This is a genomic window from Rahnella inusitata (genome assembly GCF_003263515.1).
Classification (GTDB): Bacteria; Pseudomonadota; Gammaproteobacteria; order Enterobacterales; family Enterobacteriaceae; genus Rahnella; species Rahnella inusitata.
In genome coordinates, this window is record NZ_JYDE01000007.1 from 42,005 (window position 1) to 63,961 (window position 21,957).

General features: G+C 51.9%; 20 protein-coding genes and 1 tRNA gene. 10 read left to right on the forward strand and 11 right to left on the reverse strand.

Annotated elements, in window-relative coordinates; translation table 11 throughout:
• Positions 1-109 precede the first annotated feature (109 nt).
• From proB to TU92_RS04505, 5 genes are all read left to right on the forward strand, one after another.
• On the forward strand, positions 110-1,213 hold the full coding sequence (gene proB / locus TU92_RS04485) for a glutamate 5-kinase (protein ID WP_112164759.1): 1,104 nt from the start codon (positions 110-112) through the stop codon (positions 1,211-1,213).
• 9 nt (positions 1,214-1,222) lie between these two features.
• On the forward strand, positions 1,223-2,476 hold the full coding sequence (proA, locus tag TU92_RS04490) for a glutamate-5-semialdehyde dehydrogenase (RefSeq protein WP_112164760.1): 1,254 nt from the start codon (positions 1,223-1,225) through the stop codon (positions 2,474-2,476).
• A 159-nt stretch (positions 2,477-2,635) separates the two neighbouring features.
• A tRNA-Thr gene (locus TU92_RS04495) sits at positions 2,636-2,711 on the forward strand.
• A gap of 233 nt (positions 2,712-2,944) precedes the next feature.
• Complete coding sequence (locus TU92_RS04500) at positions 2,945-3,226, forward strand: DUF3892 domain-containing protein (protein WP_244207806.1); 282 nt, start codon at positions 2,945-2,947, stop codon at positions 3,224-3,226.
• 315 nt (positions 3,227-3,541) lie between these two features.
• On the forward strand, positions 3,542-3,802 hold the full coding sequence (locus tag TU92_RS04505) for a helix-turn-helix domain-containing protein (RefSeq protein WP_112164762.1): 261 nt from the start codon (positions 3,542-3,544) through the stop codon (positions 3,800-3,802).
• A 32-nt stretch (positions 3,803-3,834) separates the two neighbouring features.
• Here the strand turns inward: TU92_RS04505 and TU92_RS04510 are convergent, their stop codons facing one another.
• The 4 genes from TU92_RS04510 to TU92_RS04525 form a co-directional block, all read right to left on the reverse strand.
• Entirely contained in the window at positions 3,835-4,152 is a 318-nt protein-coding gene (locus TU92_RS04510) for a hypothetical protein (RefSeq protein ID WP_112164763.1), read from the reverse strand.
• Positions 4,153-4,633: 481 nt separating this feature from the next.
• The gene (locus TU92_RS04515; protein WP_208640477.1) at positions 4,634-5,050 is read right to left on the reverse strand and encodes a hypothetical protein; all 417 of its coding nucleotides are present in this window, start codon (positions 5,048-5,050) and stop codon (positions 4,634-4,636) included.
• Positions 5,047-5,517, reverse strand: a complete 471-nt coding sequence (locus TU92_RS22600; RefSeq protein WP_112164764.1) for a L,D-transpeptidase family protein — start codon at positions 5,515-5,517, stop codon at positions 5,047-5,049. The genes TU92_RS04515 and TU92_RS22600 overlap by 4 nt, the downstream gene beginning before the upstream one ends.
• Entirely contained in the window at positions 5,517-6,008 is a 492-nt protein-coding gene (locus TU92_RS04525; RefSeq protein WP_112164765.1) for an Hcp family type VI secretion system effector, read from the reverse strand. Before TU92_RS04525 ends, TU92_RS22600 begins: the two co-directional genes overlap by 1 nt.
• A 372-nt stretch (positions 6,009-6,380) precedes the next feature.
• Between TU92_RS04525 and bhsA the strand changes: the two genes are divergently transcribed.
• Positions 6,381-6,638, forward strand: coding sequence for a multiple stress resistance protein BhsA (gene bhsA, locus TU92_RS04530; protein ID WP_112164766.1), 258 nt, complete (start codon positions 6,381-6,383; stop codon positions 6,636-6,638).
• 61 nt (positions 6,639-6,699) lie between these two features.
• Here the strand turns inward: bhsA and TU92_RS04535 are convergent, their stop codons facing one another.
• Positions 6,700-6,927, reverse strand: a complete 228-nt coding sequence (locus TU92_RS04535) for a hypothetical protein (protein WP_112164767.1) — start codon at positions 6,925-6,927, stop codon at positions 6,700-6,702.
• 136 nt (positions 6,928-7,063) lie between these two features.
• Here TU92_RS04535 and TU92_RS04540 point away from each other — a divergent pair, with 136 nt between their 5' ends.
• Positions 7,064-7,300: a putative hemolysin gene (locus TU92_RS04540; protein WP_112164768.1), complete on the forward strand. Its 237-nt coding sequence runs from the start codon at positions 7,064-7,066 to the stop codon at positions 7,298-7,300.
• 118 nt (positions 7,301-7,418) lie between these two features.
• Here TU92_RS04540 and fumA read toward each other — a convergent pair whose 3' ends face one another.
• Together fumA and TU92_RS04550 are read right to left on the reverse strand one after the other, a co-directional pair.
• Positions 7,419-9,065 (reverse strand): class I fumarate hydratase FumA, encoded by a 1,647-nt coding sequence (gene fumA, locus TU92_RS04545; RefSeq protein ID WP_112164769.1) that lies wholly within the window; start codon positions 9,063-9,065, stop codon positions 7,419-7,421.
• A gap of 193 nt (positions 9,066-9,258) precedes the next feature.
• The gene (locus TU92_RS04550; RefSeq protein ID WP_112164770.1) at positions 9,259-10,770 is read right to left on the reverse strand and encodes an anion permease; all 1,512 of its coding nucleotides are present in this window, start codon (positions 10,768-10,770) and stop codon (positions 9,259-9,261) included.
• Positions 10,771-11,480: 710 nt separating this feature from the next.
• Between TU92_RS04550 and TU92_RS04555 the strand changes: the two genes are divergently transcribed.
• Both TU92_RS04555 and TU92_RS04560 read left to right on the forward strand, forming a co-directional pair.
• A complete protein-coding gene (locus TU92_RS04555; RefSeq protein WP_112164997.1) occupies positions 11,481-14,258 on the forward strand; it encodes a flavocytochrome c in 2,778 nt (925 codons plus the stop codon).
• A gap of 64 nt (positions 14,259-14,322) precedes the next feature.
• Entirely contained in the window at positions 14,323-15,282 is a 960-nt protein-coding gene (locus tag TU92_RS04560) for an FAD:protein FMN transferase (protein WP_112164771.1), read from the forward strand.
• Here TU92_RS04560 and dcuR read toward each other — a convergent pair.
• Both dcuR and TU92_RS04570 read right to left on the reverse strand, forming a co-directional pair.
• The gene (gene dcuR / locus TU92_RS04565; protein ID WP_112164772.1) at positions 15,276-15,995 is read right to left on the reverse strand and encodes a two-component system response regulator DcuR; all 720 of its coding nucleotides are present in this window, start codon (positions 15,993-15,995) and stop codon (positions 15,276-15,278) included. The genes TU92_RS04560 and dcuR overlap by 7 nt on opposite strands.
• Positions 15,992-17,617, reverse strand: a complete 1,626-nt coding sequence (locus tag TU92_RS04570; protein WP_112164773.1) for a sensor histidine kinase — start codon at positions 17,615-17,617, stop codon at positions 15,992-15,994. The genes dcuR and TU92_RS04570 overlap by 4 nt, the downstream gene beginning before the upstream one ends.
• Positions 17,618-17,827: 210 nt before the next feature.
• Between TU92_RS04570 and TU92_RS04575 the strand changes: the two genes are divergently transcribed.
• Complete coding sequence (locus tag TU92_RS04575; protein ID WP_112164774.1) at positions 17,828-18,985, forward strand: M20 aminoacylase family protein; 1,158 nt, start codon at positions 17,828-17,830, stop codon at positions 18,983-18,985.
• A gap of 119 nt (positions 18,986-19,104) precedes the next feature.
• On the opposite strand, the gene TU92_RS04580 is transcribed toward TU92_RS04575, so the two are convergent.
• Together TU92_RS04580 and TU92_RS04585 are read right to left on the reverse strand one after the other, a co-directional pair.
• Positions 19,105-19,887, reverse strand: coding sequence for a CatB-related O-acetyltransferase (locus tag TU92_RS04580; protein WP_112164775.1), 783 nt, complete (start codon positions 19,885-19,887; stop codon positions 19,105-19,107).
• A 182-nt stretch (positions 19,888-20,069) separates the two neighbouring features.
• Positions 20,070-21,857, reverse strand: a complete 1,788-nt coding sequence (locus TU92_RS04585; protein ID WP_112164776.1) for a methyl-accepting chemotaxis protein — start codon at positions 21,855-21,857, stop codon at positions 20,070-20,072.
• Positions 21,858-21,957: the final 100 nt, after the last annotated feature.

Consider the following 21,957-nt stretch of genomic DNA (forward strand, 5'->3'; position numbering starts at 1 on the left):
TGCTATTATAGCGTTATGCCGGTTGGCATAACGCTTCTCTCCTGATACAAACACATCAAAGCAAAGCGTTTCAATTCAATCAAACACACTAATTAAACGGCAGATGACTATGAGTGGCAGCCAAACACTGGTTGTAAAACTGGGCACCAGCGTGCTCACTGGCGGTTCCCGCCGCCTCAACCGGGCTCACATTGTTGAGCTTGTCCGCCAGTGCGCGCAGCAACATGCGGCAGGGCATCGGATTGTGATTGTGACCTCGGGCGCGATAGCCGCCGGGCGCGAACATCTTGGCTACCCCGAACTCCCCGCCACCATTGCTTCCAAACAGCTGCTGGCTGCCGTCGGGCAAAGCCGTTTAATTCAGCTCTGGGAGCAATTGTTCTCGATATACGGCATCCACATTGGCCAGATGCTGCTGACCCGTGCCGATCTGGAAGACCGTGAGCGGTTTCTCAACGCCCGCGACACCATGAATGCGCTGCTCGATAACCACATCGTTCCGGTGATTAATGAGAACGACGCGGTTGCGACGGCTGAGATCAAAGTGGGTGATAACGATAATTTATCGGCGCTGGCGGCGATCCTGGCGGGTGCCGATAAACTGTTGCTGCTGACCGATCAGCGCGGCCTGTTCACCGCCGATCCGCGCACCAATCCCGAAGCCGAGCTTATCCGTGAGATCACGACCATCGATGACGCCCTGCGCGGCATCGCCGGTGACAGCGTCTCCGGCCTCGGCACCGGCGGTATGGCCACCAAATTGCAGGCGGCGGACGTCGCGTGCCGTGCGGGTGTCGATACCATCATTGCGGCCGGTAACCTGCCGGGCGTGATCGCGGATGTGATCAACGGCGTGTCCGTCGGTACACGTTTCCATGCGATGGAGACGCCGCTGGAGAACCGTAAGCGCTGGATCTTCGGCGCACCGCCAGCCGGTGAAATCACCGTTGATGATGGTGCGGTGGCGGCGATGCTCGAGCGCGGCAGTTCGTTGCTGCCCAAAGGCATCCGGGAAGTGAAAGGTGATTTCTCGCGTGGGGAAGTGATCCGTATCCGCAATCTGAACGGGCGCGACCTGGCGCACGGCGTCAGCCGCTATAACAGTGATGCGATGCGCATGATTGCCGGTCACCATTCCCAGCAGATCAGCGATATTCTCGGTTACGAGTACGGCCCGGTGGCCGTTCATCGTGACGACATGATTGTCAGTTAAGGAGTTACCATGCTTAACGAGATGGGCAAGGCCGCGAAAGCCGCGTCCTGGCAGCTTGCTACCCTCAGCACTGCGCAGAAAAATCGTGCGCTGATGCTGATGGCCGATATGCTTGAAGCCAACAGCCAGAGCATTATTCTTGCCAACGAGTTCGACATGTCCACTGCACGCGAAAGCGGCATGAGCGAAGCCTTATTAGACCGCCTGTTGTTGACGCCCGCCCGTTTATCGGCGATTGCCAGCGATGTGCGCGATGTCTGCCGCCTGAGCGATCCGGTCGGGCAGGTGATTGACGGTTCATTGCAGGACAGCGGTCTGCGCCTCGAGCGCCGCCGTGTGCCACTTGGTGTTATCGGCGTGATTTATGAAGCGCGTCCGAACGTCACCATCGACGTCGCCAGCCTGTGTCTGAAAACCGGCAATGCGGTGATCCTGCGCGGCGGTAAAGAGACACATCACACCAATCAGGCAACGGTTAAAGTCATTCAGCAGGCGCTGGAAGAGTGCGGGCTGCCGAAAGCCGCCGTTCAGGCCATCGACAGCCCGGATCGCGCGCTGGTGGCAGAACTGCTGCGTCTGGATAAATACGTCGACATGCTGATCCCTCGCGGTGGCGCAGCGCTGCACAAACTGTGTCGCGAACAGTCGACTATTCCGGTGATCACCGGCGGTATCGGCGTGTGTCATACCTTCGTCGATGAGAGCGTTGATTTTGACAAAGCGCTGACCGTGATTGAAAGTGCCAAAGTACAACGTCCGAGCGCCTGTAACAGCCTGGAGACTGTGCTGGTGCATCAGGCGATCGCCGCGCGTTTTCTGCCGGAGCTGAGCGCCAGAATGCATCGCGCCGGCGTCACGCTGCATGCCAGTGAGTCTGCCATGCCGCATCTGCAAAGTGGCCCGGCGTACGTGCTGGCAGTGACAGAAGAGGATTATCAGGACGAATGGCTGTCGCTGGATCTGAACGTCACCGTGGTCGCCGGTCTGGACGCCGCCGTGGCGCATATCCGCACCTACGGCACCGAACATTCGGATGCGATCCTCACCCGTTCGATCAGCAGCGCTGACCGCTTCGTGCGTGAAGTTGATTCCTCGGCGGTGTACGTCAACGCCAGCACCCGCTTCACCGACGGCGGCCAGTTCGGTTTAGGCGCAGAAGTGGCGGTCAGCACGCAAAAACTGCACGCGCGCGGCCCGATGGGATTAGAAGCCCTGACGACCTACAAATGGATTGGTTACGGCGATGATTTAGTGCGTCCGTAATGCCGTTGCACCGGTGGATTTTTGTTCATGAAACCGGTGCGAATTCATTAATTTGCGCAGAATGACGAGAAAATCAGCAAACGCACCGTCAGGGGCTTGACGGCAGCATCAAATTTCAATAATTTATCACCCCGTAGTTCCCCGGTAACACCTCAAAATGCCGACTTAGCTCAGTAGGTAGAGCAACTGACTTGTAATCAGTAGGTCACCAGTTCGATTCCGGTAGTCGGCACCATTTCTGAACTCAATATAGTTTCCAAGAGTTACATATTTCATATTTCATATTTCATATTTTGTGGGTGAATTTATTTCTTCAGCAGAATTTTTTATTAAATTATTAACCCTCTTTAGTAATGTTTCTAATAAATATTAAATTTATAAATATTCCAGATTTTGAACTGTATCACTATTATAAAATCGCCTTTGTTCTACTGTATGCTCTCACGTAGTAATAAGGAGGTTAGTGTAATGGATCTTCAAGTAAAGTGTATCAATAAATCAAATCGTAATAATGCACATGAAATAATACAATTCATAGGAGGCATTAATGCCGATGGAAGCCGTTGGAGAGTATCTCAAGATGAAGCAATTTCTGGTATTGAGTCAGGGAAGTGGCGTTTTTGGGTCAGTGCTGGTGGGCAATCAGTTTGGATAATAGTATCTACTAGCTCATCTGGAAATAAATATTTAAAAACTCAAAATGATGGTGAACAACCTAATAACCTACTTAGTCTTCCTGAATGCTCTTAAATACAATAAATAGTATTTTCAGTAATATTTTTAATTTCAAACTCATGGGTTTTCTAATCACTAAATACTAACTTCAGTTTCTCATCTTAATGATGAAATTCGTTTGTCGAATTCCATCATTTTTTTGGTGTTTTACCTTCGTAAACTTTAAAAATAAATTTTTTTTTACAAAATCCTTGGAATCCATCTCGCAACTTCAACACTTTACTTGGTTTGCTCCTGCGATTTTCGAAATAATCTACAGCGCTGCGGCCTAATCCGCAGCCGAGTTTCGCAGCTCCCGTGGTAGTGATTAACTATCTGAAGGAGAAATCCATGAATTATTCCAACGACTGGTATCCCGCTGACATCATCGCGGCACTCCGCAAAAAAGGCACAACGCTGGCAGCGGTTTCACGTGCTGCGGGGTTAAGTTCTTCAACGCTCTCTAATGCTTTAGCAAGACCATGGCCGAAAGGTGAGGCAATCATCTGTGCGGCAATCGGTATTGCGCCGCATAGGATCTGGCCGAGCCGCTACTATGACGTGCGTGGAAATTTGATTACACGCTCGATGCGGGCGCGGAATAAAAGCTAAATGTAAAAATGGCGGGAATTCCCGCCATTTTTTTATGGCTTAACTTCAATTTCAATGCCATCAATGCAAGTTTGATCTTGAGAGTGATTGTTTGCTGTATACCATTCACCATCACGAATGTTCACCTCACTAAGTCCTTCAATTGGAATGCATCTCCAGTTGAAAGTAGAGTCAGGAGTAACAATTCCTGTACTACTCTGCCCTCCGAACTGATAGAAAAGTGCTTGTTCTCTTCCATTTTTAGTACCTAATGCATGAGGACACATTTCTCTGTAATAACCTTGATAAATTGCAGTAATTTGTTTTTTTTCGCGAATTGCTCGTGCTATTAAGTCATGTGTATTTGACATGTGCAGTCCTTAAGGAAATTAGAATTTTATTTATTAGCAATATTGCTAATATGATGGTTTAATAATCCTCATATACTTAACTCACTATTAATTTAATGCGAGGAAATAACGTAAGGTTACTATCTCGACTGGTTTTTTAAGTGCCTCTAAATTTGTGTATTATTAAAAATGAAATTTCTTTACTCGTGACTTGTCATTTTTTAAATCCGGATGCATTCGATAGTCTTCTCAGTTGGAATAAGAGTCAACGTAATATTTTATATATTGCTATCTTAGTCATGTTAAATTTATAGAGATTTAACTAAATGAAATTATTATTTTTTAACTTTTGGTATTATACCGCACAGGGTCTGGCAAACCCGTGACCATGATCAGTATGGCAATTTTATTGCCCGACCGCAGCGGGCGGAATAAAGGACAAAGCATGACTTTCATGCGACAGGGCGCAAACCTCAGTCCCCTGTTGATTATTTGCTTCTCATTATTCCAATGACTTCTTCGCCGCACTGATTAGTTTGTTGCACAGCAATATGTTTTTTTCGGGACATGATTTAGTTGAAAGCTCAATAATCCGATTGAGGTCATCTGTGGCTAACGTCGAATCGACATGCTTGAGAATATATTCTTGCAAGCTTGGGTCGCGACTGATTAACGTTTCTAGCTTTCCGATCTCCGGCCACTTATCGACAAGCATTCTGGCAACTGCTTCGGAATTTCCTTCGGCAATGCTGCCATCGTCACATTGGCCGTAATCGACAGAGTTTTTATGTATAGCCTCCCATGAATTCAGGCCATCAACAGCCAGATCTGCGGCTGCGGCATCTTCCTGAGTACAGACCTTTGCCTGTGTTGAGCCTGTAAACAGGAATAGCGACAAAAGGGCGACAGTCCACTTCATATGAAATCCATCCGCATTCCCTGATACTCCCGCTTTTCATTTCTTTGCGTAGAACCTACGGCTGACGGGCCACTATTATTCCGTATCTCAATCGTGGAAAGTGAGTGACCAGTCATATGTTCCTTAAGGGCTTTCATAGCCTCATCAGAAGTCCGAATACACCCCATCGTCGGATGCGCTGGCCCAGGAAGGTGACGGGCGTTTGCCCTGCCGGAATGTACTCCAACGCCTGAATGCCCCGGAACACTAAATCGTATAATTCCAAATGAGCCGTAGGGACCGTTAGGATTCGCGGTGTGAGGGTGAGGCGCATTTCTATCCTGAATCTGATATGTGCCATTGTTGACGTGTCGTAGGCTGGCGTGGGAATCAACGTTGTTGTAGGCAGTCCAGGTATTGATGACAGAGCCATCATCGGATAGCAGAGAAAGGGTGTGTGTTGAGCCATCAAAGGAAAGTCGCGACATCAGGCTGTCACTCTTTCATTCCAGGCATCAGTGTAGATAAGGTTACCGTCGCAATGTTTCCAGGTTATTTTCTCGTATCTCATATCGACGTATTCCATATGATTCAGATGTAAAGAGTTCGGATCTTTGCAGTGGTTCATCACGGGTGTGACAGATACGATTTTTACGTTTTCAAGCAGCATGTTGAAATACTCAACTTCATAGCCCGCATCATTAATGTGATACCACTTCATTTCGGCGGATTTCAATGTTTGCCCTGTGGCCACAGCTTTGTAGAGGTAGGTCGATGATCTGTCGAACTCTTTACCGAAAGTGAATGCACCATGAATTCGTGTGCCGGTGAGTTTTCCGGTGTTGCAATCAGTGGGGATATGCAGGCCATGGGTAAAGCTTAGAACTTCAATACTTCCTTCACGGTTATGCACGTCAACTGAGCCCTTCACTTCCGTACCACCATCATCTTTTAGCCATAAATAAGCTGGAATTGCCATTTTAAAAATTCCTTTTTAGAAAATAGAAACTCAAAATAATCCTGTAAAATCAGATACAACAAGGCCATTTGTGCCATAGATATTTTGTATGTATGAGTTTTATGACCAACTATTCAGATAACGTTATTCGCTAAAATAAGCCCCTGTAATAAGCCGAAAAATAATTGAGGTCAACTCATAAGTCACTGATCCTAAAAGTCCCGTCACCCGATCGCACAATAAGTTAACACTCATTAAACAAATGTCTTGCGCAAACTTCCCGCACTCTCTATTATTTACTTATCGAACGTTAATTAATAACTAGCGTTGACCCGAAACCGGGATTACCGAAGCAGGTGACCCGCACAATATTGACTGACAGGACAAAACATCATGAAAACCATCGCAATGACAATCGCTGCTCTGACACTGGCTACCGCTTCATTCTCAACTCTGGCTGCAACTGAAGTTCAGTCTGCTCCGGCCGGTCAGCAGACTATCGGTGTGGTAAGTGCATCTTCTAACGGTGACCTTTCAGGTCTGCAATCAGAACTGAATGCCAAAGCCGCTCAGGCAGGTGCAAGTTCATACCGCATCATCGGTGCTTCCGGTAATAACCAGATGTACGGTACCGCTGAGCTGTATAAATAAGCTCAAATGAGTGATTAAACGAAGTAAGCAGAAGAGGCGGCGATTGCCGCCTTTTTCGTTTTTAGCGGTATTTATGGAAGTAATTATTTTGGATCTTGCGGTTGATAAAGGCGTGAAGCCCGCTGCCGGATTTTGCCATGGCCTTCATCAGGGTGACGTCTGTTTGCCCCGGCCGGACGGCGTTGTAGATGTAATGCCAGCCATCTTTAAACTTCAGCGTGATTGAATCTTCCGTTATGGCGAAAGCGACGATACCTGAATTTCCTCCCCGATTTTGGTACCTTTCCATATCATCCCTCCCAAATTCATAACGTCATTAAGACAAAAACCATCATAGCCCTTAAGTGGCTATGGGTTTGTGAGATGAGATGACTTTTGAAATGTCCTCACTTTCTCCGGCAATGAAATTCTCAAAAAGGTCTGCTATGAACAAACTGTTTCTTCTGATGAGTGCCGTAGTGTTGGCGGGTTGCGCGGGTGCTCAGTCAGAACCGGTCAAATACCCGCCCGTCGGCATGGCAAATCCTGCGGCGGTGTATTGTCATGAAAAAGGCGGGACGTCGGTGCGCGTCCAGACGGCGCAGGGCGAGCGGGCTGATTGTGTTCTGCCGGGCGGGGAGCGTATCGACGAGTGGGATTTATATCGCAGAGATCATAAGTAATTTTTCATTTGGTTCGCGCCATCAATTTGTAGCGTCAGCGCTATTTAGGACGGGTCAATCGCATAAAAAAAGCCCGCCGTTTCCGGCAGGCTTTGTGTTTATCCTAAGGACTGTTTAATTACTTCACGCACTTCGCGCAAGTACTGGCATGGATCTGTTCGAAGAAATCGTTGCCTTTGTCATCCACCAGAATGAACGCCGGGAAGTCTTCTACTTCGATTTTCCAGATAGCTTCCATTCCTAATTCAGGGTATTCCACGCATTCCAGACTCTTAATACTTTGCTGCGCCAGAACCGCTGCCGGGCCGCCGATGCTGCCCAGATAGAAGCCGCCGTGTTTCTGACACGCGTCCGTTACCTGTTTGCTACGGTTGCCTTTCGCCAGCATGATCATGCTGCCGCCATTAGCCTGTAGCTGATCCACGTAGGAATCCATACGGCCAGCGGTGGTCGGACCGAGGGAGCCGGACGCATAACCTTCAGGCGTTTTCGCCGGGCCTGCGTAGTAAATCGGGTGATCTTTGATGTACTGCGGCAAGCCTTCGCCGTTATCCAGACGCTCTTTCAACTTGGCGTGCGCAATATCGCGGCCCACAATGATAGTACCGGTCAGGGAAAGACGCGTAGACACCGGATACTCAGACAGCTGCGCGAGGATTTCAGGCATCGGACGGTTCAGATCCACCTTCACCACACCGGCTTCGCCTTGCTGGCGCAATGCTTCAGGGATGTACTGGCCCGGATTTTCTTCCAGTTTTTCGATCCAGATGCCGTCGCGGTTGATTTTGGCTTTGATGTTACGGTCTGCGGAGCAGGAAACGCCCATGCCGACCGGGCAGGATGCGCCGTGACGTGGCAGGCGCACGACGCGGATGTCGTGCGCAAAGTATTTGCCGCCGAACTGCGCGCCCAGGCCAAGATTATTCGCCTCGACCAGCAGCTCTTGTTCCAGATTCACATCGCGGAACGCCTGGCCGTGTTCGTTGCCTTCGGTTGGCAGACCGTCGTAATAATGCGTGGACGCCAGTTTCACGGTTTTCAGCGTGGCTTCAGCGGAAGTCCCGCCGATTACAAATGCAATATGGTAGGGAGGGCAGGCCGCCGTACCGAGCGTGCGCATTTTCTCGACCAGATAACCTTTCAGCTTCGCTGGTGTGATCAGCGCTTTGGTTTCCTGATACAGATAGGTTTTGTTCGCAGAACCGCCGCCTTTGGCGATACACAGGAATTTGTACTCGTCGCCGTCGACGCTGTAGAGGTCGATTTGCGCCGGCAGGTTGGTGCCGGTGTTCACTTCTTTATACATATCCAGCGCGGCATTCTGCGAGTAGCGCAGATTGTCTTCGATGAACGTGTTGTAAACGCCTTTCGACAGGCTGGCCTCGTCGCCGCCGCCGGTCCAGACGCGCTGGCCTTTTTTACCCATGATGATCGCGGTGCCGGTGTCCTGACAGGTCGGCAGAATGCCTTTCGCGGCGATCTCAGAGTTTCTCAGGAATTGCAGCGCGACGTATTTGTCGTTTTCGCTGGATTCCGGATCGTGAAGAATAGAAGCCACCTGTTGCTGATGCGCAGGGCGCAGCATGAATGACGCGTCGTGGAAGGCGTGCTGTGCCAGCAGTGTAAGGGCTTCAGGTTCGACTTTTAACACTTCCTGACCATCAAAATTGCTCACAGAAACATGATCTTTGGTCAGCAGATAGTATTCGGTTGTGTCTTTGGTAACGGGGAAGGGGTCTTGATAATGGAATGGTTTGTTCGACATTGTTTTTCTCACTTTATCCGTTATTGCCGCCACTAGCAGGACTTCTCGTTTCGGGTGAATCAGGGATAAATCGGGCGACGTTTATATGCTTTCTCTATGTTGCCAGCCTTATACACAGGCTGGCAACGTGGTTTATATGTTTTCTTCCAGTAAATGTTCTGTTAATGCTTTGTAGGGTATTTTATCGCCCGTATCAGAACATCATCATCATCCACGGATAGCCAATCAGCAGCAGCGCGGCGAGGAAAATCGCACCGAAGATGGTGCCCAGACGCCAGTAGTCTTTGGTTGGCAGATAGCCGCTGCCGTAGTAAATCGGACTCGGGCCGGTGCCGTATGGCGTGATGATCCCCATGATCCCCAGCGACGTTACCATCAGCAGACAGAACACCTGCATGTTGATGCCCGGAATTGCAGCACCGATGGTCAGCATGGCCGGTAACAGTGCAGTGGTGTGCGCCGTGGTGCTGGCAAACAGGTAGTGCAGCAGATAAAACGCCAGCAGCAGCACGATAGTTGCGGTACCCGGAGAGATGCCGCCCATAGTGGCCGCGCCTTCTTTACCCAGCCAGGCGATGAAACCGGTGCGGGACAGGCCGTCAGCAAGGGCTACCAGCGTGGCGAACCAGGCGAAGGTATTCCAGGCCGGTTTGTTGCTGGTGATATCGTTCCAGTTCAGAACGCCAGTCCACAACATCAGAACCACTACCAGCAGTGCAGCCATGGCCGGTTCGATAAAGCTGGCGGCAAAAATCCACATGGCTAATGCACAGCACACGAAGACCAGCAGCAGGATTTCGTGACGGGACATTTTGCCCAGTTTGGCCAGCTCGGCGGTCGCCCAGCGCGGCACTTCATCATTGATTTTTACTTCCGGCGGGTAGAACCAATATGCCAGGAGCGGCATGGTCAGAAGCAGTAGCAAACCGACAGGCAGGAAGGCGAAGAACCACGTACCCCAGGAAATGTTAATCCCGGTGATGCTGTTTACGATGCCCAGCGCCAGCAGGTTAGGAGCCAGAGCGGACAGGAACATGGAACTGGTGATACACGCGGCGGTGATCGCCACCCACATCAGGTATGAACCGATTTTACGGGCACTCGGGTCATTCGGCTTGGAGCCGTACAGCGGCGGCAGGTTAGCGATAATCGGGTAGATTGTACCGCCGCTGCGCGCGGTGTTAGACGGGGTAAACGGAGCCAGCAGTAAATCGGCAAAGGTGATGGCATAACCCAGCGTCAGGCTGCGACGGCCAAGATATTTCACCAGAATCAGCGCCAGACGGCGGCCAAACTGGGTCTTATCGTAGCCTGCGGCAAACATGAATGCGCCGAAGATAAGCCATACCGTTGAATTACCGAAGCCGCTCACGGCCCATTTAAAGGACTGTGCCGCCATTTTGAATTTAGGGTCAGCGAGCTCCGCCGGGCTGAACAGCAACCACTGGCTGAAGAGTGCGATGACCACGACGCCGGTCAGGCCGATCACTGCGCCAGGCAAAGGTTCGAAGATAAGGCCCACGATCACACCGACAAAGATGGCGAAGAAGTGCCATGCATGCGGTTCTAAACCGTTGGGGACGGGAGCGAGTAACAACAACACTGCAACCAGCACAGGTAAGAACATCAGCAGAAGGCGGTTTTTCTTGCCCCCGGCCGGTTTGTTCGCCTGCGGTGTAACCGTAGTTTTTGAGATATCTGTCATTTTATTTGTCTACAAGTAGTTGAGAATAGGTTTGTTGATACATAGGTAAGATGATTATGCTTTCTTTACTTACTCAAGTTTCTTTAGTTATTTAATGGTGGCATTTAAATTGCTCCATTATTGTTATTTGAGTTTAGTTATTCTCATTCCCCTTAAGAGGGAGGATATGTTTATATAATGCGTTTTTCGCAGTTATTACTGTTGATCTCGATCAAGAAAATACGGAGCTGTGTAAATTTAAGAAAAGGCAATGAGAATAGATGAAGGGTTTATTTATATGAATTAATTCCGAGTGTCACATAGGGGTATTTTTAGCGTCTACACCCGATGAAAAAAGTGAGTAGTTAGGCTGCCTTTAAAATCCCGCTTCTGGCCGGGAAAACCGCCAGCATCAGACAAAATCAGCCCTGCCAAAGCACGCGATGACGTCATGTGCTGCCGCGTAAATGTAATCTTTCGGCTTTTAATGACAGGTAAAACGGATTGTAATTTAAATTAATGTGATCGTTTAATAACATGGTTAACATTAATTTAATAATGCGGGTATTCTATTAATGGATAAATAGTTAATAAACTAACGTTACATCTTTTGAAAGTAAAGATATCGTTATATTACTCCTATGACATCGGCCACAAATAAAATTAATAAAACAAATCCGATAACGAATTCACAGATTATTAAATATTTTCTAAATTTGGAGCTGGATATTATGAGCCATAACCCGCAATTATTGAGTCCGTTCACTCTGCCAAATGGCACCGTGCTGAAAAACCGTGTGCTGATGGCACCGATGACGACCTGTACCGGTTTTTTCGACGGTACTGTGACCAGCGAACTGGTCGAGTACTACCGCGCACGTGCCGGCAGCATCGGCACGGTGATCGTCGAGTGCTGCTTTATTGATGACAAAGGGCTGGCGTTTCCTGGTGCGATTGGCATCGACAACGACAGCAAAATTGACGGTCTGGCCAAAATCGCCGATGCCGTGAAATCGCAGGGTTCTAAAGCGGTGTTGCAGATTTATCACGGCGGCCGCATGAGCGAACCTAAATTGATTGGCGGCCAGACTCCGGTCGCACCTAGCGCACTGGCTGCCCCGCGTGATGGCGCTGCAACGCCGGTCGCGCTGACTGCAGAAGAAGTGGACGACATGATCGCCAAATTCGGTGAAGGTGTGCGTCGTGCCATCGAAGCCGGTTTCGACGGCGTGGAAATCCACGGCGCTAACACCTATCTCATTCAGCAGTTCTTCTCACCGAACTCCAACCAGCGCGATGACAAATGGGGCGGCAGCCGCGAAAACCGCGCCCGTTTCCCGCTGGCCATTCTCGACATTACGCACTCCATGGCGCAGAAATACGCCGATTCTTCTTTCATCATCGGTTATCGTTTCTCGCCGGAAGAGCTGGAAGAGCCGGGCATTCGTTTCGCCGACACGATGTATCTGCTGGAGCAACTGGCGGCGCGCGGTCTTGATTATCTGCACTTCTCGCTGGGCTACTCGCTGCGACCTTCTATTGTCGATACCACTGACCCGACGCCGCTTATCGACAAATACGTCACGATGCGCTCTGACACACTGGCGAAAATCCCGGTGATGGGCGTGGGCGGAATCGTTAATAAAGCCGACGCTGAACTGGCGATGGCCCACGGTTACGACATGATCGCCATCGGGAAAGCCTGCATCGCCTATCCCGACTGGACCGATCGTATCGCCAGTGATCAGAAACTCGAGCTGTTCATCGACAGCACCCAGCGCGAGGCGCTGACCATTCCTGAACCGCTGTGGCGCTTTTCGCTGGTGGACGCGATGATCCGCGACATGAGCATGACGTCCAAGAAATTTAAAGCCGGCGTGTTCCAGGAAAAAGTGCAGGATCCCGTCAATGAGCTGGCGATTAACGTCAGTCTGGAAACCGACCGTATTGCCGATATCGAACTGCAAGCCGGTAGTGATGTTGACGTCGAATTCACCACCAGTTTTGAAATCATCCGTACACGTATTCTCGATGCCAACAGCCCGCACGTTGATGCGGTGACCGGCGCGACCGAGCAAAGTGAAGCGGTGAAAAAAGCCGTCTCTAAAGCTATCGCCAAATCCTGCAAAGCGCAGCTGCTGGAAGAGGGCGGCAGCCTGTCAGAGCCGCAAAGCTACGACGTTGTGGTGGTGGGCAGCGGCGGTGCCGGTCTGGCTGCGGCGATTCAGGCGTGTGATGAAGGGGCAAAAGTGCTGATCGTGGAAAAAATGTCTACCATCGGCGGCAACACCATCAAGGCGTCAGTCGGCATGAACGCCGCAGATACCCGTTATCAGAAACTGAAAGGCATCGAAGACAGCAAGGAGTTGTTCTATCAGGAAACCCTGAAGGGTGGCCAGTTCAAGAACAATACCGTGCTGCTCAAAGAGTTCGTCGAGCGCGCCCCGCAGGCGGTCGAATGGCTGGCTGAGCACAATATTGAGCTGAGCGACATCACCATCACCGGCGGCATGAGCATTGACCGCACGCACCGTCCGGCAGATCGCAGCGCCGTCGGCGGCTTCCTGATAAGCGGTCTGGTGAAGAACCTCAACAAACGTAACATCGATGTGATGCTCGATACTTCCGTCACCGAAATCCGTTATCACGACGGCGCGGTGCAGGGCGTGGAATTGCTCAACGACGACAACGATGTGCTGATCGTCAACGCGAAAAGCGTGATTGTGGCGACCGGCGGTTTCAGCGCCAACAGCGAAATGGTGGTGAAATATCGCCCTGAGCTGGACGGCTTTGTGACCACTAACCACAAAGGCGCGACCGGTAGCGGCATCGCGATTTTGCAGAAAATCGGTGCAGGCACTGTGGATATGGGCGAAATTCAAATCCACCCGACCGTGGAGCAAACCACGTCCTACCTGATTTCCGAAGCCATCCGTGGCGGCGGTGCGATTCTGGTCAGTCAGGCGGGCAAGCGGTTCTTCAATGAGATGGAAACCCGCGACAAAGTGTCGGCGAACATCATCGCTCTGCCGGAGAAATTTGCTTACGTGGTGTTTGACGAGCAGATTCGCCTGAACAACAAAGCGGCCGATGAATACATCGCGCGCGGTTTTGTCATCAGCGCAGCGTCACCAATGGAACTGGCGGCGAAGCTGGAGATGGATCACCATGCGCTCCTCGCCACACTGGAAAGCTATAACGTCGCCGTTGATAAACAGGACGACGCCGAGTTTGGCCGTAAAACGGCGCTGCGCCATCCGATCAATCAGGGGCCGTTCTACGCGATCCGTATCGCGCCGGGCGTGCACCACACCATGGGCGGCGTGACCATTAACACCGACACCTGCGTGCTGGATGCCAGCGAACAGGTTATCCGCGGCGCGTTTGCGGCGGGTGAAGTGGCCGGTGGGATCCACGGTGCGAACCGCATCGGCGGGAATGCCGTTGCAGATATCATCATCTTCGGTATTCTGGCGGGACGTAATGCCGCCATTCACGCTCTGCGGTAACGGGTAATTGCCTGCGTCGCGCCCTGTGGCGCAGGTTTTCACTTCTTCAGTTCAGGTATTTTCTATGACGCCAGACGCCCGGATTTATGCTTATTCCGCTGTTTTGATGGGTTCCCCCATTCTTCTCAAGCTGTTTGAACATAATGAGAGTCTGGCGTCTCGCGTTTTCCGGCTCATCAAACAGCAGGAAAATATCTTCACGGTCAACCGGCACGATTCCGAGGTCATGGCCGTCAACCATGCGGCGGGCAGCCATGCGGTGGTGGTCAGTCAGCCGGTGTTTAATCTCATCCGTTGCGCGAAAGCGGTCAGCGAGTCGCCGGACAGCAGTTTCAACTTCACCATCGGCCCGCTGGTCAAACGCTGGAAAATCGGCTTCAGCGGTAACAGCGTGCCCGATGCCGATGATCTTCGGGCGCTTCTCCCGCTGACACATTCTCATGACGTCGTTCTCGACGAATCCACGCGCTCGGTCTTCCTGCAAAAAGCCGGAATGGAAATCGATCTGGGCGCGATCGCTAAGGGCTATATTGCCGACGTAGTGCGGGATTTTCTGAAGCAGGAAAAGGTGGAGAATGCGCTGATAAATTTAGGCGGGAATGTGCAGACGCTGGGCGCTGGCGGGGAAGGGGCGTGGGCAATCGGTCTGAAGACGCCGTTTTCAGCACCGGATGCGCTGATCGGCGTGATTAATGTGAACGGCAAATCGGTGGTGACGTCCGGCATTTACGAACGTTATTTCGAATGCGATGGCCGCCGCTACCACCACATTCTCGATCCCAAAACCGGTTACCCGCTGGATAACGAACTGTTCAGCGTGACCGTTATTTCTGATGATTCCATCGACGGCGACATCTACACCACGCTGCTGTACGGCATGGGCGTCGAAAAAAGCCTGCGTTATCTGCGGGATATCCCGGATATCGAGGCCATTTTCGTCACCAAAGATCAGCAGGTGATTTTCTCCTCACAGCGTCAGTTTAGCTTCACGCTGCTGGATAACACTTTCCATCCTGTTTACTGACAGTACTGTTTCAGCAACGAATAATGCTCCGCCTGCAAACGGTAGCGGTACACCGGTCGTCCGGTCACGCCGTAATGAATGCTGGTGAACAAAATATGGCTGTCCGCCAGCCAGATCAGATATTTACGGCAAGACACGCGTGAGATATTCACCGAGTGCGCCAGCTCATCCGTTGAGAATTCCGTGTCCGGATGGGCATCAATCCACAGGCACAGTGTGCGCAACGTCTGCGGTGTCAGGCCTTTCGGCAGTTTTTTAGTATCCGCTGTCGCCTGATTGTTACCGTGAATTAGCCGGTCAACGTCAGACTGTTCGTAATATTGCTGATTATCCATCAGCGCTTTCTTCTGTTTCCAGCCGGTCAGCGCTTCTTCAAAGCGTGAGAACTGGAACGGTTTGATCAGATAATCCACCACGCCGTAATTGAGCGATTTTTTGATGGTTTTCGCGTCCGCCGCAGATGAAATCACAATCACATCTACCGGACGTCTGGCGTTTCGCAGCTCCGGCAGCAAATCCAGCCCGTTGTCCTGCTGCATATAGACATCCAGCAGGATCAGGTCGATCGGCAGCTGATTATTCAGCACCATGTCTTTCGCCTGCTGTAACGTCGAAGCCGTTCCGCAGCACGTAAACCCGGCAATCTGGCCCACGTAGCAGCGGTTGAGCTCTGCGACCATGGCGTCATCATCGACTACCAGCACATTGATCATGCAGTTTTCCTCTCACCATCCCACGGAAGTTGAACAAAAAATTGAGTATAAACGTCAGGTTCAGACTCAACGGCAATCGTTCCGCCCAGGTTTTCTAATTGTTGTTTTGCCAGGAATAACCCGACTCCGCGCTCTTCGCCTTTCGACGAGACACCTTTTTCGAAAATAGCCTCAAGGTCATCTGGCGGGATACCGGGGCCATCGTCGCTGACCACGCAGGCCAGCCAGCCATTCTGATAATGCAGTAACACGCTCACTTCACCGTCCGGCTGTTCCGCCAGCGCATCCAGCGCATTCTCAATCAGATTACCGAGCACGGTTATCAGCGCTGCCACCTGATTTTCATTGGCGTTGTCGGGGAGCAGGCTGTCATCGCTCAGCGTCAGCAAATGGCGCGTGTCCGACGCACGGTTAATCTTGCTCAACAGAAAGCCTGCAATCACCGGTGATTTGATTTTTAACAGTAAGGAGCCAATTTCTGCCTGATAGTTATTGGCCGTTTTGAGAATGTAATCTTCAAGCTGCGCATAGCTTTTCATGTGCAGCAATCCAAGAATAACATGCAGCTTATTCATGAATTCATGTGAGCGCTCACGTAACGAATCGGCGTAGTTTACCATGCCGCTCAGACGCTGCATCAACTGGCTGACTTCGGTCTTATCCCTGAAGGTACAGATGGCCCCGATTATCACGCCATTACTGCGCACTGGCACGGTGTTACTCAGCAGATAGCGGCCTTTAAAGTTGATCTCTTCGTCGCGCCGGGCAATGCCAGTGCGTAAGACGTCGCACAATGCGAGGAGCAGCGGCTGAGAATCGCGGTTGTCCTCCGGGCGGGTGCTTATCTGGGTACCGGTTTCCAGAAAAATCTGCCGGGCTTCCTGATTGATGAGCGTCACCTGCGCGCCGTCATCAATAGCGATCACGCCTTCCTTAATCGACTGCAACATCGCCTGACGCTGTTCAAACAGCGTCGAAATTTCATAGGGTTCCAGCCCGAAGAGAATGCGTTTGAGCATTTTCACTAAAATCCAGGTGCCCAGTCCACCGACCATCATGCCGAACAATACCGTCCACAAAATGCTCCAGCGGCTTTTGTCGATCTGCTCCGTCACTTTCACCAGTGAGATGCCGATCGCCACCACGCCAATCTGGTGATGATGATCATCATAGATGGGCGTGAACACCCGCAGCGCTTTATCCAGCGTGCCTTTATTGATCGAGACGTTCTCTTTGCCAAGCAACGCCGGATTGATATCGTTGCCGATAAAGTGATGGTTGATCACGTCCGCATTTGGATGTGAATAACGGATGCCGTCCATATTGGTCACGACCACAAACAGTAGATCGTTACGTTTTTGCACCGCGCTGGCGACAGGCTGAATAATGCCGCTGTCGGGCGGCAGAGCGAGCGCGCGTTTGATTTCAGGCAAATCCGCCAGCGTGCGCGCCACGGCCAGCGCCTTATCTTTCACGCCGTCGCGGGTGGTGTCACTGACCTGAACGAAATACAGAAAATGCACCACCAGCAGGACGGAAATGATCACTGCGCTGATCATCAGGCTGACAGATGTGCTGAGTTTCATGGGGTGCTTACGCACGGGATGCGGCGAGTCGCTCATTGAAGCCCCGTTGACCATAATTGATGGCTTATGGTCTCTGTTTGCGCCTCCGGCGTCTACCCCAATGCGGCATTTATCCCGCTGCTTTGACATCCTTTTTCGCCATTGCTTTCACGTTTATCTGTTCACGCGCGAATGTGATACTTTGAACCAGCATATTGCCGTTGAGCGACTCGCTCCGGCAGGAATTCAGATCAGCACAGAGGGTTTATGGCAGTCATTTCCCGAGAGATTATTGAGCAGGCGAAACTCTGGCGCAGGGATTTCCACACCCGCCCCGAACTTGGACTGAAAGAATACGGCACTGCCAGAACCATCAGCGAACTGTTGTCGTCGTTCGGCCTTGACGTCCACACCGGCATTGCTGAGACCGGGATTGTCGCAACGCTCCGAAACGGCGAAGGCCCGTCGATTGGCCTGCGGGCAGACATTGATGCGCTGCCGATCCACGAACTCAATGAGTTCGACCACATCTCCCAACACCCCGGCCTGATGCACGCCTGCGGGCATGATGGCCATACCGCCATTCTGCTCGGCGCAGCGCGTCACCTGAGTGAAAACCGTCACTTTCGCGGCACCGTGTATTTCATCTTCCAGCCTGCGGAAGAGAACGTCGGCGGCGGCGAGATGATGGTCAAAGAAGGGCTGTTTGAACGCTTCCCGATGCAGGCGGTTTACGCGCTGCACAACTGGCCGGGTCTGCCGGTCGGCGAAGTCGCGGTCAGTCAGGGGCCGATGATGGCTTCGCAGGATAATTTCTACATCACGCTGACCGGAAAGGGCTGCCATGCGGCGATGCCTGAACTGGGCGCGGATCCGGTGGTGGCGGGCGCACAGCTGATTTTATCACTGCAAAGCCTGATTTCCCGCCGCCTGTCGCCGCTGGAACAGACGGTTATCAGCCTCACTCAGTTACAGGCGGGCGAAGCGATTAACGTTATCCCTGAAACGCTGCACATGTCAGGCACGTTGCGCTGCCTGAGCCGTACGACGCGGGAAACCTGCTGGCGGCTGATTGAAGAATATGTGCAGGCCGTGCCGCAACCCTACGGTGTGAAAGGGGAGGTGCGCTGGGAGTTTGGATATCCGGTGACGCAAAACCATCCTGCGCAGGCGGTGATTTTGCGTGATGCAGCAGAGAACGCTCCGGGCATTACGCAGGTGCATTTCAACAATGCGCCGTCGATGGCCGCCGAAGATTTTGCCTATCTGCTCGAAGCCTGTCCGGGCGCCTACTTCTGGCTGGGCGCCGATGGCACCACGCCTTCCGCCTCACTGCACAGCCCGCGCTACGATTTTAACGATGACATCATTCCGCTGGGCATCGGCGTGCTGGCTACCCTGGTGGAGCGGGAGCTTAAAGCCTGACCGTCAGTAAGCCGGTTGCCGGTTAATTATAACTGGCAACCACTTCGACAATACTTTTGGCCGGGCCTTTAGCGTACGCGCAATTGAGTTGAATCGGCGTAATGACATTATTGCTGTTTTTATAACCCCGCCAGTTCTTGGGCGATATTCATCATTTTATACTGATATTTACTTATTTCGTTACGGGCTATTTTTTCTTCCATCTGTTCGATGAAATAAACGATATCATCCGACTGGGTGACATCCGGCAGATCGGTAATTCTATAATCCCACCATTCAGTCGCCTGAAGACGCTCGATGATTTCTGGCGTAAAGCGGTATTTAATGATCTTAGCCGGAATACCGCCGACGATGGCGTAAGGTGGCACATCACTGGTGACCACCGCATTGGCCGCAATGATTGCGCCATTACCGATGGTGATGCCACCTTTTAATACGGCGTGTTCCCCCACCCAGACATCATGACCTAATATCGTCGCCGGCGGCATATAGTCGAACCCCGCAATGTTCAGCGTGTCCCCGAATTGCTCCTGCGCCACTTTCGAGAAGAAATCATGATACGTCAGCGGACTGGTCGTAAACCGGTGTATGGGATGTTGCGGTCCCATCACCCGCACGCCTGCTGCCAGGCTGCAAAAGCGGCCGGTTGTAAGGTTATTCGGTAATTTACTGCACGCGTAAGAATACGCGCCCATCGAGCAGAAACTTTTTCGCGGCATTGAGGCATATTCTTCGACCCAAACATCCGCAGTGAATTTTATTTTCTCCCCTTTTTTAAAAAGGAATATATTTCTCTTTTTATATATCCCTTCCACTATTTCCGGGAATTTAAGATGGACCTTATGTCGTGAACAATAATCCTCATGTTTTTGAGTCCATCGAAACTGCACGGGATACTTCATTCCTTATTCCTCAAAAGCCAGACGCTGTGTTTATATATTCTTGTCGTAATCCTAGCATAAAACAGACATAACAATAGTATGAGGTCGGCGGGAATAACCTGATGAGCGTGAGGAAGTAAAGCCAAAGCCCCCGGAGGATAAGGTCCGGGGGCTGTGATAAACGTTTTAGGAACGCGGTGTGATCAGACCCTGAAATGCCCGACCGCCACCGCCAGCCCGGTGGCCTGTTCCTGCAAGGCTGAGGCGGCGCTGGTGGATTCCTGAACCATCGCAGCGTTCTGCTGAACCATGCCGTCGAGCTGTGTGATGGCGCGGTTAATTTCGTGGATGCTCTGCATCTGTTCTTCGGACGCATGAGTAATTTCCAGCATCACGCTGCTGACGTTGGAGACGTTGCTGACAATTTCGCTCATGCTGCTGCTCGCCAGACGCACCTGCGCCGAACCGGACGCCACGCTACTGACGGTGGATTCGATCAGTACTTTGATCTCCTTCGCCGCCTGCGCGCTGCGCTGTGCCAGGCTGCGGACTTCGCTGGCGACCACGGCAAATCCGCGACCCTGTTCCCCGGCGCGAGCGGCTTCCACCGCAGCGTTGAGCGCCAGAATGTTAGTCTGGAAGGCGATGCCGTCAATAACCCCGGTGATATCACCGATTTTAGATGACGCGCTTTCGATGCTTTCCATCGTCGTCATGACTTTATTCACCACGACGTCACCGCGGGAGGCGGCTTCAGACGCGGATTTCGCTGTCTCGCTGGCCTGTCTGGCCGAACTGGCGGACTGCGAAACCGTGGCGGTGATCTGCTCCAGCGACGCCGCTGTCTGTTGCAGGCTGGCCGCTGCCGATTCCGTACGGCCCGACAGATCGTTATTGCCTGCCGCGATTTCATCGGCAGCGACCTTCACCGATTCACTGGTGGTGCGGATTTCACCCATCACTTTGCTGAGCTTATCAACGAAGGTGTTGAAGGCGTGGGCGATTTGGGTCACTTCGTCATGGCCGTCGGTCGGTAAGCGCTGCGTCAGGTCATCTTCGCCGGAGCTGATGGCGTTGAGCGTATCGCGTACCACCGACAGGCGTCGGAACGCTTTGGTAATGATAAGCCCGATGACCGCCGCCGAAATCAGCACAATGACCAGCAGCGCCATCATCGACGACGTCAGCAGGGAACGCATGCCCGCCGTCGATTGTTTCTTATCTTCAATCACCAGCGTAAACCAGTCGGTACCCGCCACCGGCAGTGCGCGGACGCGCTTCACCGCATTGTTCAGAAGGATATCTGAAGGCGCACCGGCGGCAAACAGACGCGGCAGATCCACACCTTCCGCCAGCGAACTGAAGGGTTTGAGGGCCAGTTTCGCGTCTGGATGGGCGATGATCGTACCAGACTGGTCAACCAGCATTCCGAAGCTTTCCGGCGTCGGGTGAATGGTATTGACGTTATTGACCACGCTGTCCATCGACACGTCACCGGCCACAATCCCTTTCAGCTCGCCGTTATCCATCACCGGCACAGCAAACGTCACCACCAGTTTCCCGGTGCCCGCATCGATATACGGCGGCGTCACCACCGGGCGTCCGGCGCTTTCGGCCTGCTTGTACCACGGGCGACCTGTCGGATCGTAATCGGCAGGCACGCCGGTCGGATCCGAGAATTTCGCGGTTTTATTGGCATAGCCGACGTACACGTTGACGAACTCCCCCGCGGCCGCAATTTGTTTCATGATCGGGATCGGATCCGCGGTCAGCGCCACCGGTTGAAGTGACAAAATCATCCTGGTTTTCGAACTGACCCATTCGCTGATCCCTTGCGTATGGCTGGAAGTTAGCGCATTCAGCGTGCTGTCGGTCGCCTGATTATTGTATTTATTGGCAACGGTGTAACTCAGGAACGTATTGATAACCAGCGAGCAAATCACAATTGAAATGCAGGCTACGATGATGCGCGAACGGAGGGTCTTAAGCATGGGCATTTCCCTGAAAGGAATCTTAAGATCAAGGTATCGACATAAACCGGGGAAACTTGAAGTACATCACAATTTTTAAACAGGGGAGGGTTGGTATTAG

Excerpts from the sequence above, each read along its gene's own strand:
- proB (WP_112164759.1), top strand. The coding sequence starts at position 110 with ATGAGTGGCAGCCAAACACTGGTTGTAAAACTGGGCACCAGCGTGCTC.
- TU92_RS04500 (WP_244207806.1), top strand. The coding sequence starts at position 2,945 with ATGGATCTTCAAGTAAAGTGTATCAATAAATCAAATCGTAATAATGCA.
- proA (WP_112164760.1), top strand. The coding sequence starts at position 1,223 with ATGCTTAACGAGATGGGCAAGGCCGCGAAAGCCGCGTCCTGGCAGCTT.
- TU92_RS04510 (WP_112164763.1), bottom strand. The coding sequence starts at position 4,152 with ATGTCAAATACACATGACTTAATAGCACGAGCAATTCGCGAAAAAAAA.
- TU92_RS04585 (WP_112164776.1), bottom strand. The coding sequence starts at position 21,857 with ATGCTTAAGACCCTCCGTTCGCGCATCATCGTAGCCTGCATTTCAATT.
- TU92_RS04535 (WP_112164767.1), bottom strand. The coding sequence starts at position 6,927 with ATGGAAAGGTACCAAAATCGGGGAGGAAATTCAGGTATCGTCGCTTTC.
- TU92_RS04515 (WP_208640477.1), bottom strand. The coding sequence starts at position 5,050 with ATGAAGTGGACTGTCGCCCTTTTGTCGCTATTCCTGTTTACAGGCTCA.
- bhsA (WP_112164766.1), top strand. The coding sequence starts at position 6,381 with ATGAAAACCATCGCAATGACAATCGCTGCTCTGACACTGGCTACCGCT.
- TU92_RS04560 (WP_112164771.1), top strand. The coding sequence starts at position 14,323 with ATGACGCCAGACGCCCGGATTTATGCTTATTCCGCTGTTTTGATGGGT.
- TU92_RS04555 (WP_112164997.1), top strand. The coding sequence starts at position 11,481 with ATGAGCCATAACCCGCAATTATTGAGTCCGTTCACTCTGCCAAATGGC.
- fumA (WP_112164769.1), bottom strand. The coding sequence starts at position 9,065 with ATGTCGAACAAACCATTCCATTATCAAGACCCCTTCCCCGTTACCAAA.
- TU92_RS04550 (WP_112164770.1), bottom strand. The coding sequence starts at position 10,770 with ATGACAGATATCTCAAAAACTACGGTTACACCGCAGGCGAACAAACCG.
- TU92_RS04580 (WP_112164775.1), bottom strand. The coding sequence starts at position 19,887 with ATGAAGTATCCCGTGCAGTTTCGATGGACTCAAAAACATGAGGATTAT.
- TU92_RS04525 (WP_112164765.1), bottom strand. The coding sequence starts at position 6,008 with ATGGCAATTCCAGCTTATTTATGGCTAAAAGATGATGGTGGTACGGAA.
- TU92_RS22600 (WP_112164764.1), bottom strand. The coding sequence starts at position 5,517 with ATGTCGCGACTTTCCTTTGATGGCTCAACACACACCCTTTCTCTGCTA.
- TU92_RS04575 (WP_112164774.1), top strand. The coding sequence starts at position 17,828 with ATGGCAGTCATTTCCCGAGAGATTATTGAGCAGGCGAAACTCTGGCGC.
- TU92_RS04505 (WP_112164762.1), top strand. The coding sequence starts at position 3,542 with ATGAATTATTCCAACGACTGGTATCCCGCTGACATCATCGCGGCACTC.
- TU92_RS04570 (WP_112164773.1), bottom strand. The coding sequence starts at position 17,617 with ATGAGCGACTCGCCGCATCCCGTGCGTAAGCACCCCATGAAACTCAGC.
- dcuR (WP_112164772.1), bottom strand. The coding sequence starts at position 15,995 with ATGATCAATGTGCTGGTAGTCGATGATGACGCCATGGTCGCAGAGCTC.
- TU92_RS04540 (WP_112164768.1), top strand. The coding sequence starts at position 7,064 with ATGAACAAACTGTTTCTTCTGATGAGTGCCGTAGTGTTGGCGGGTTGC.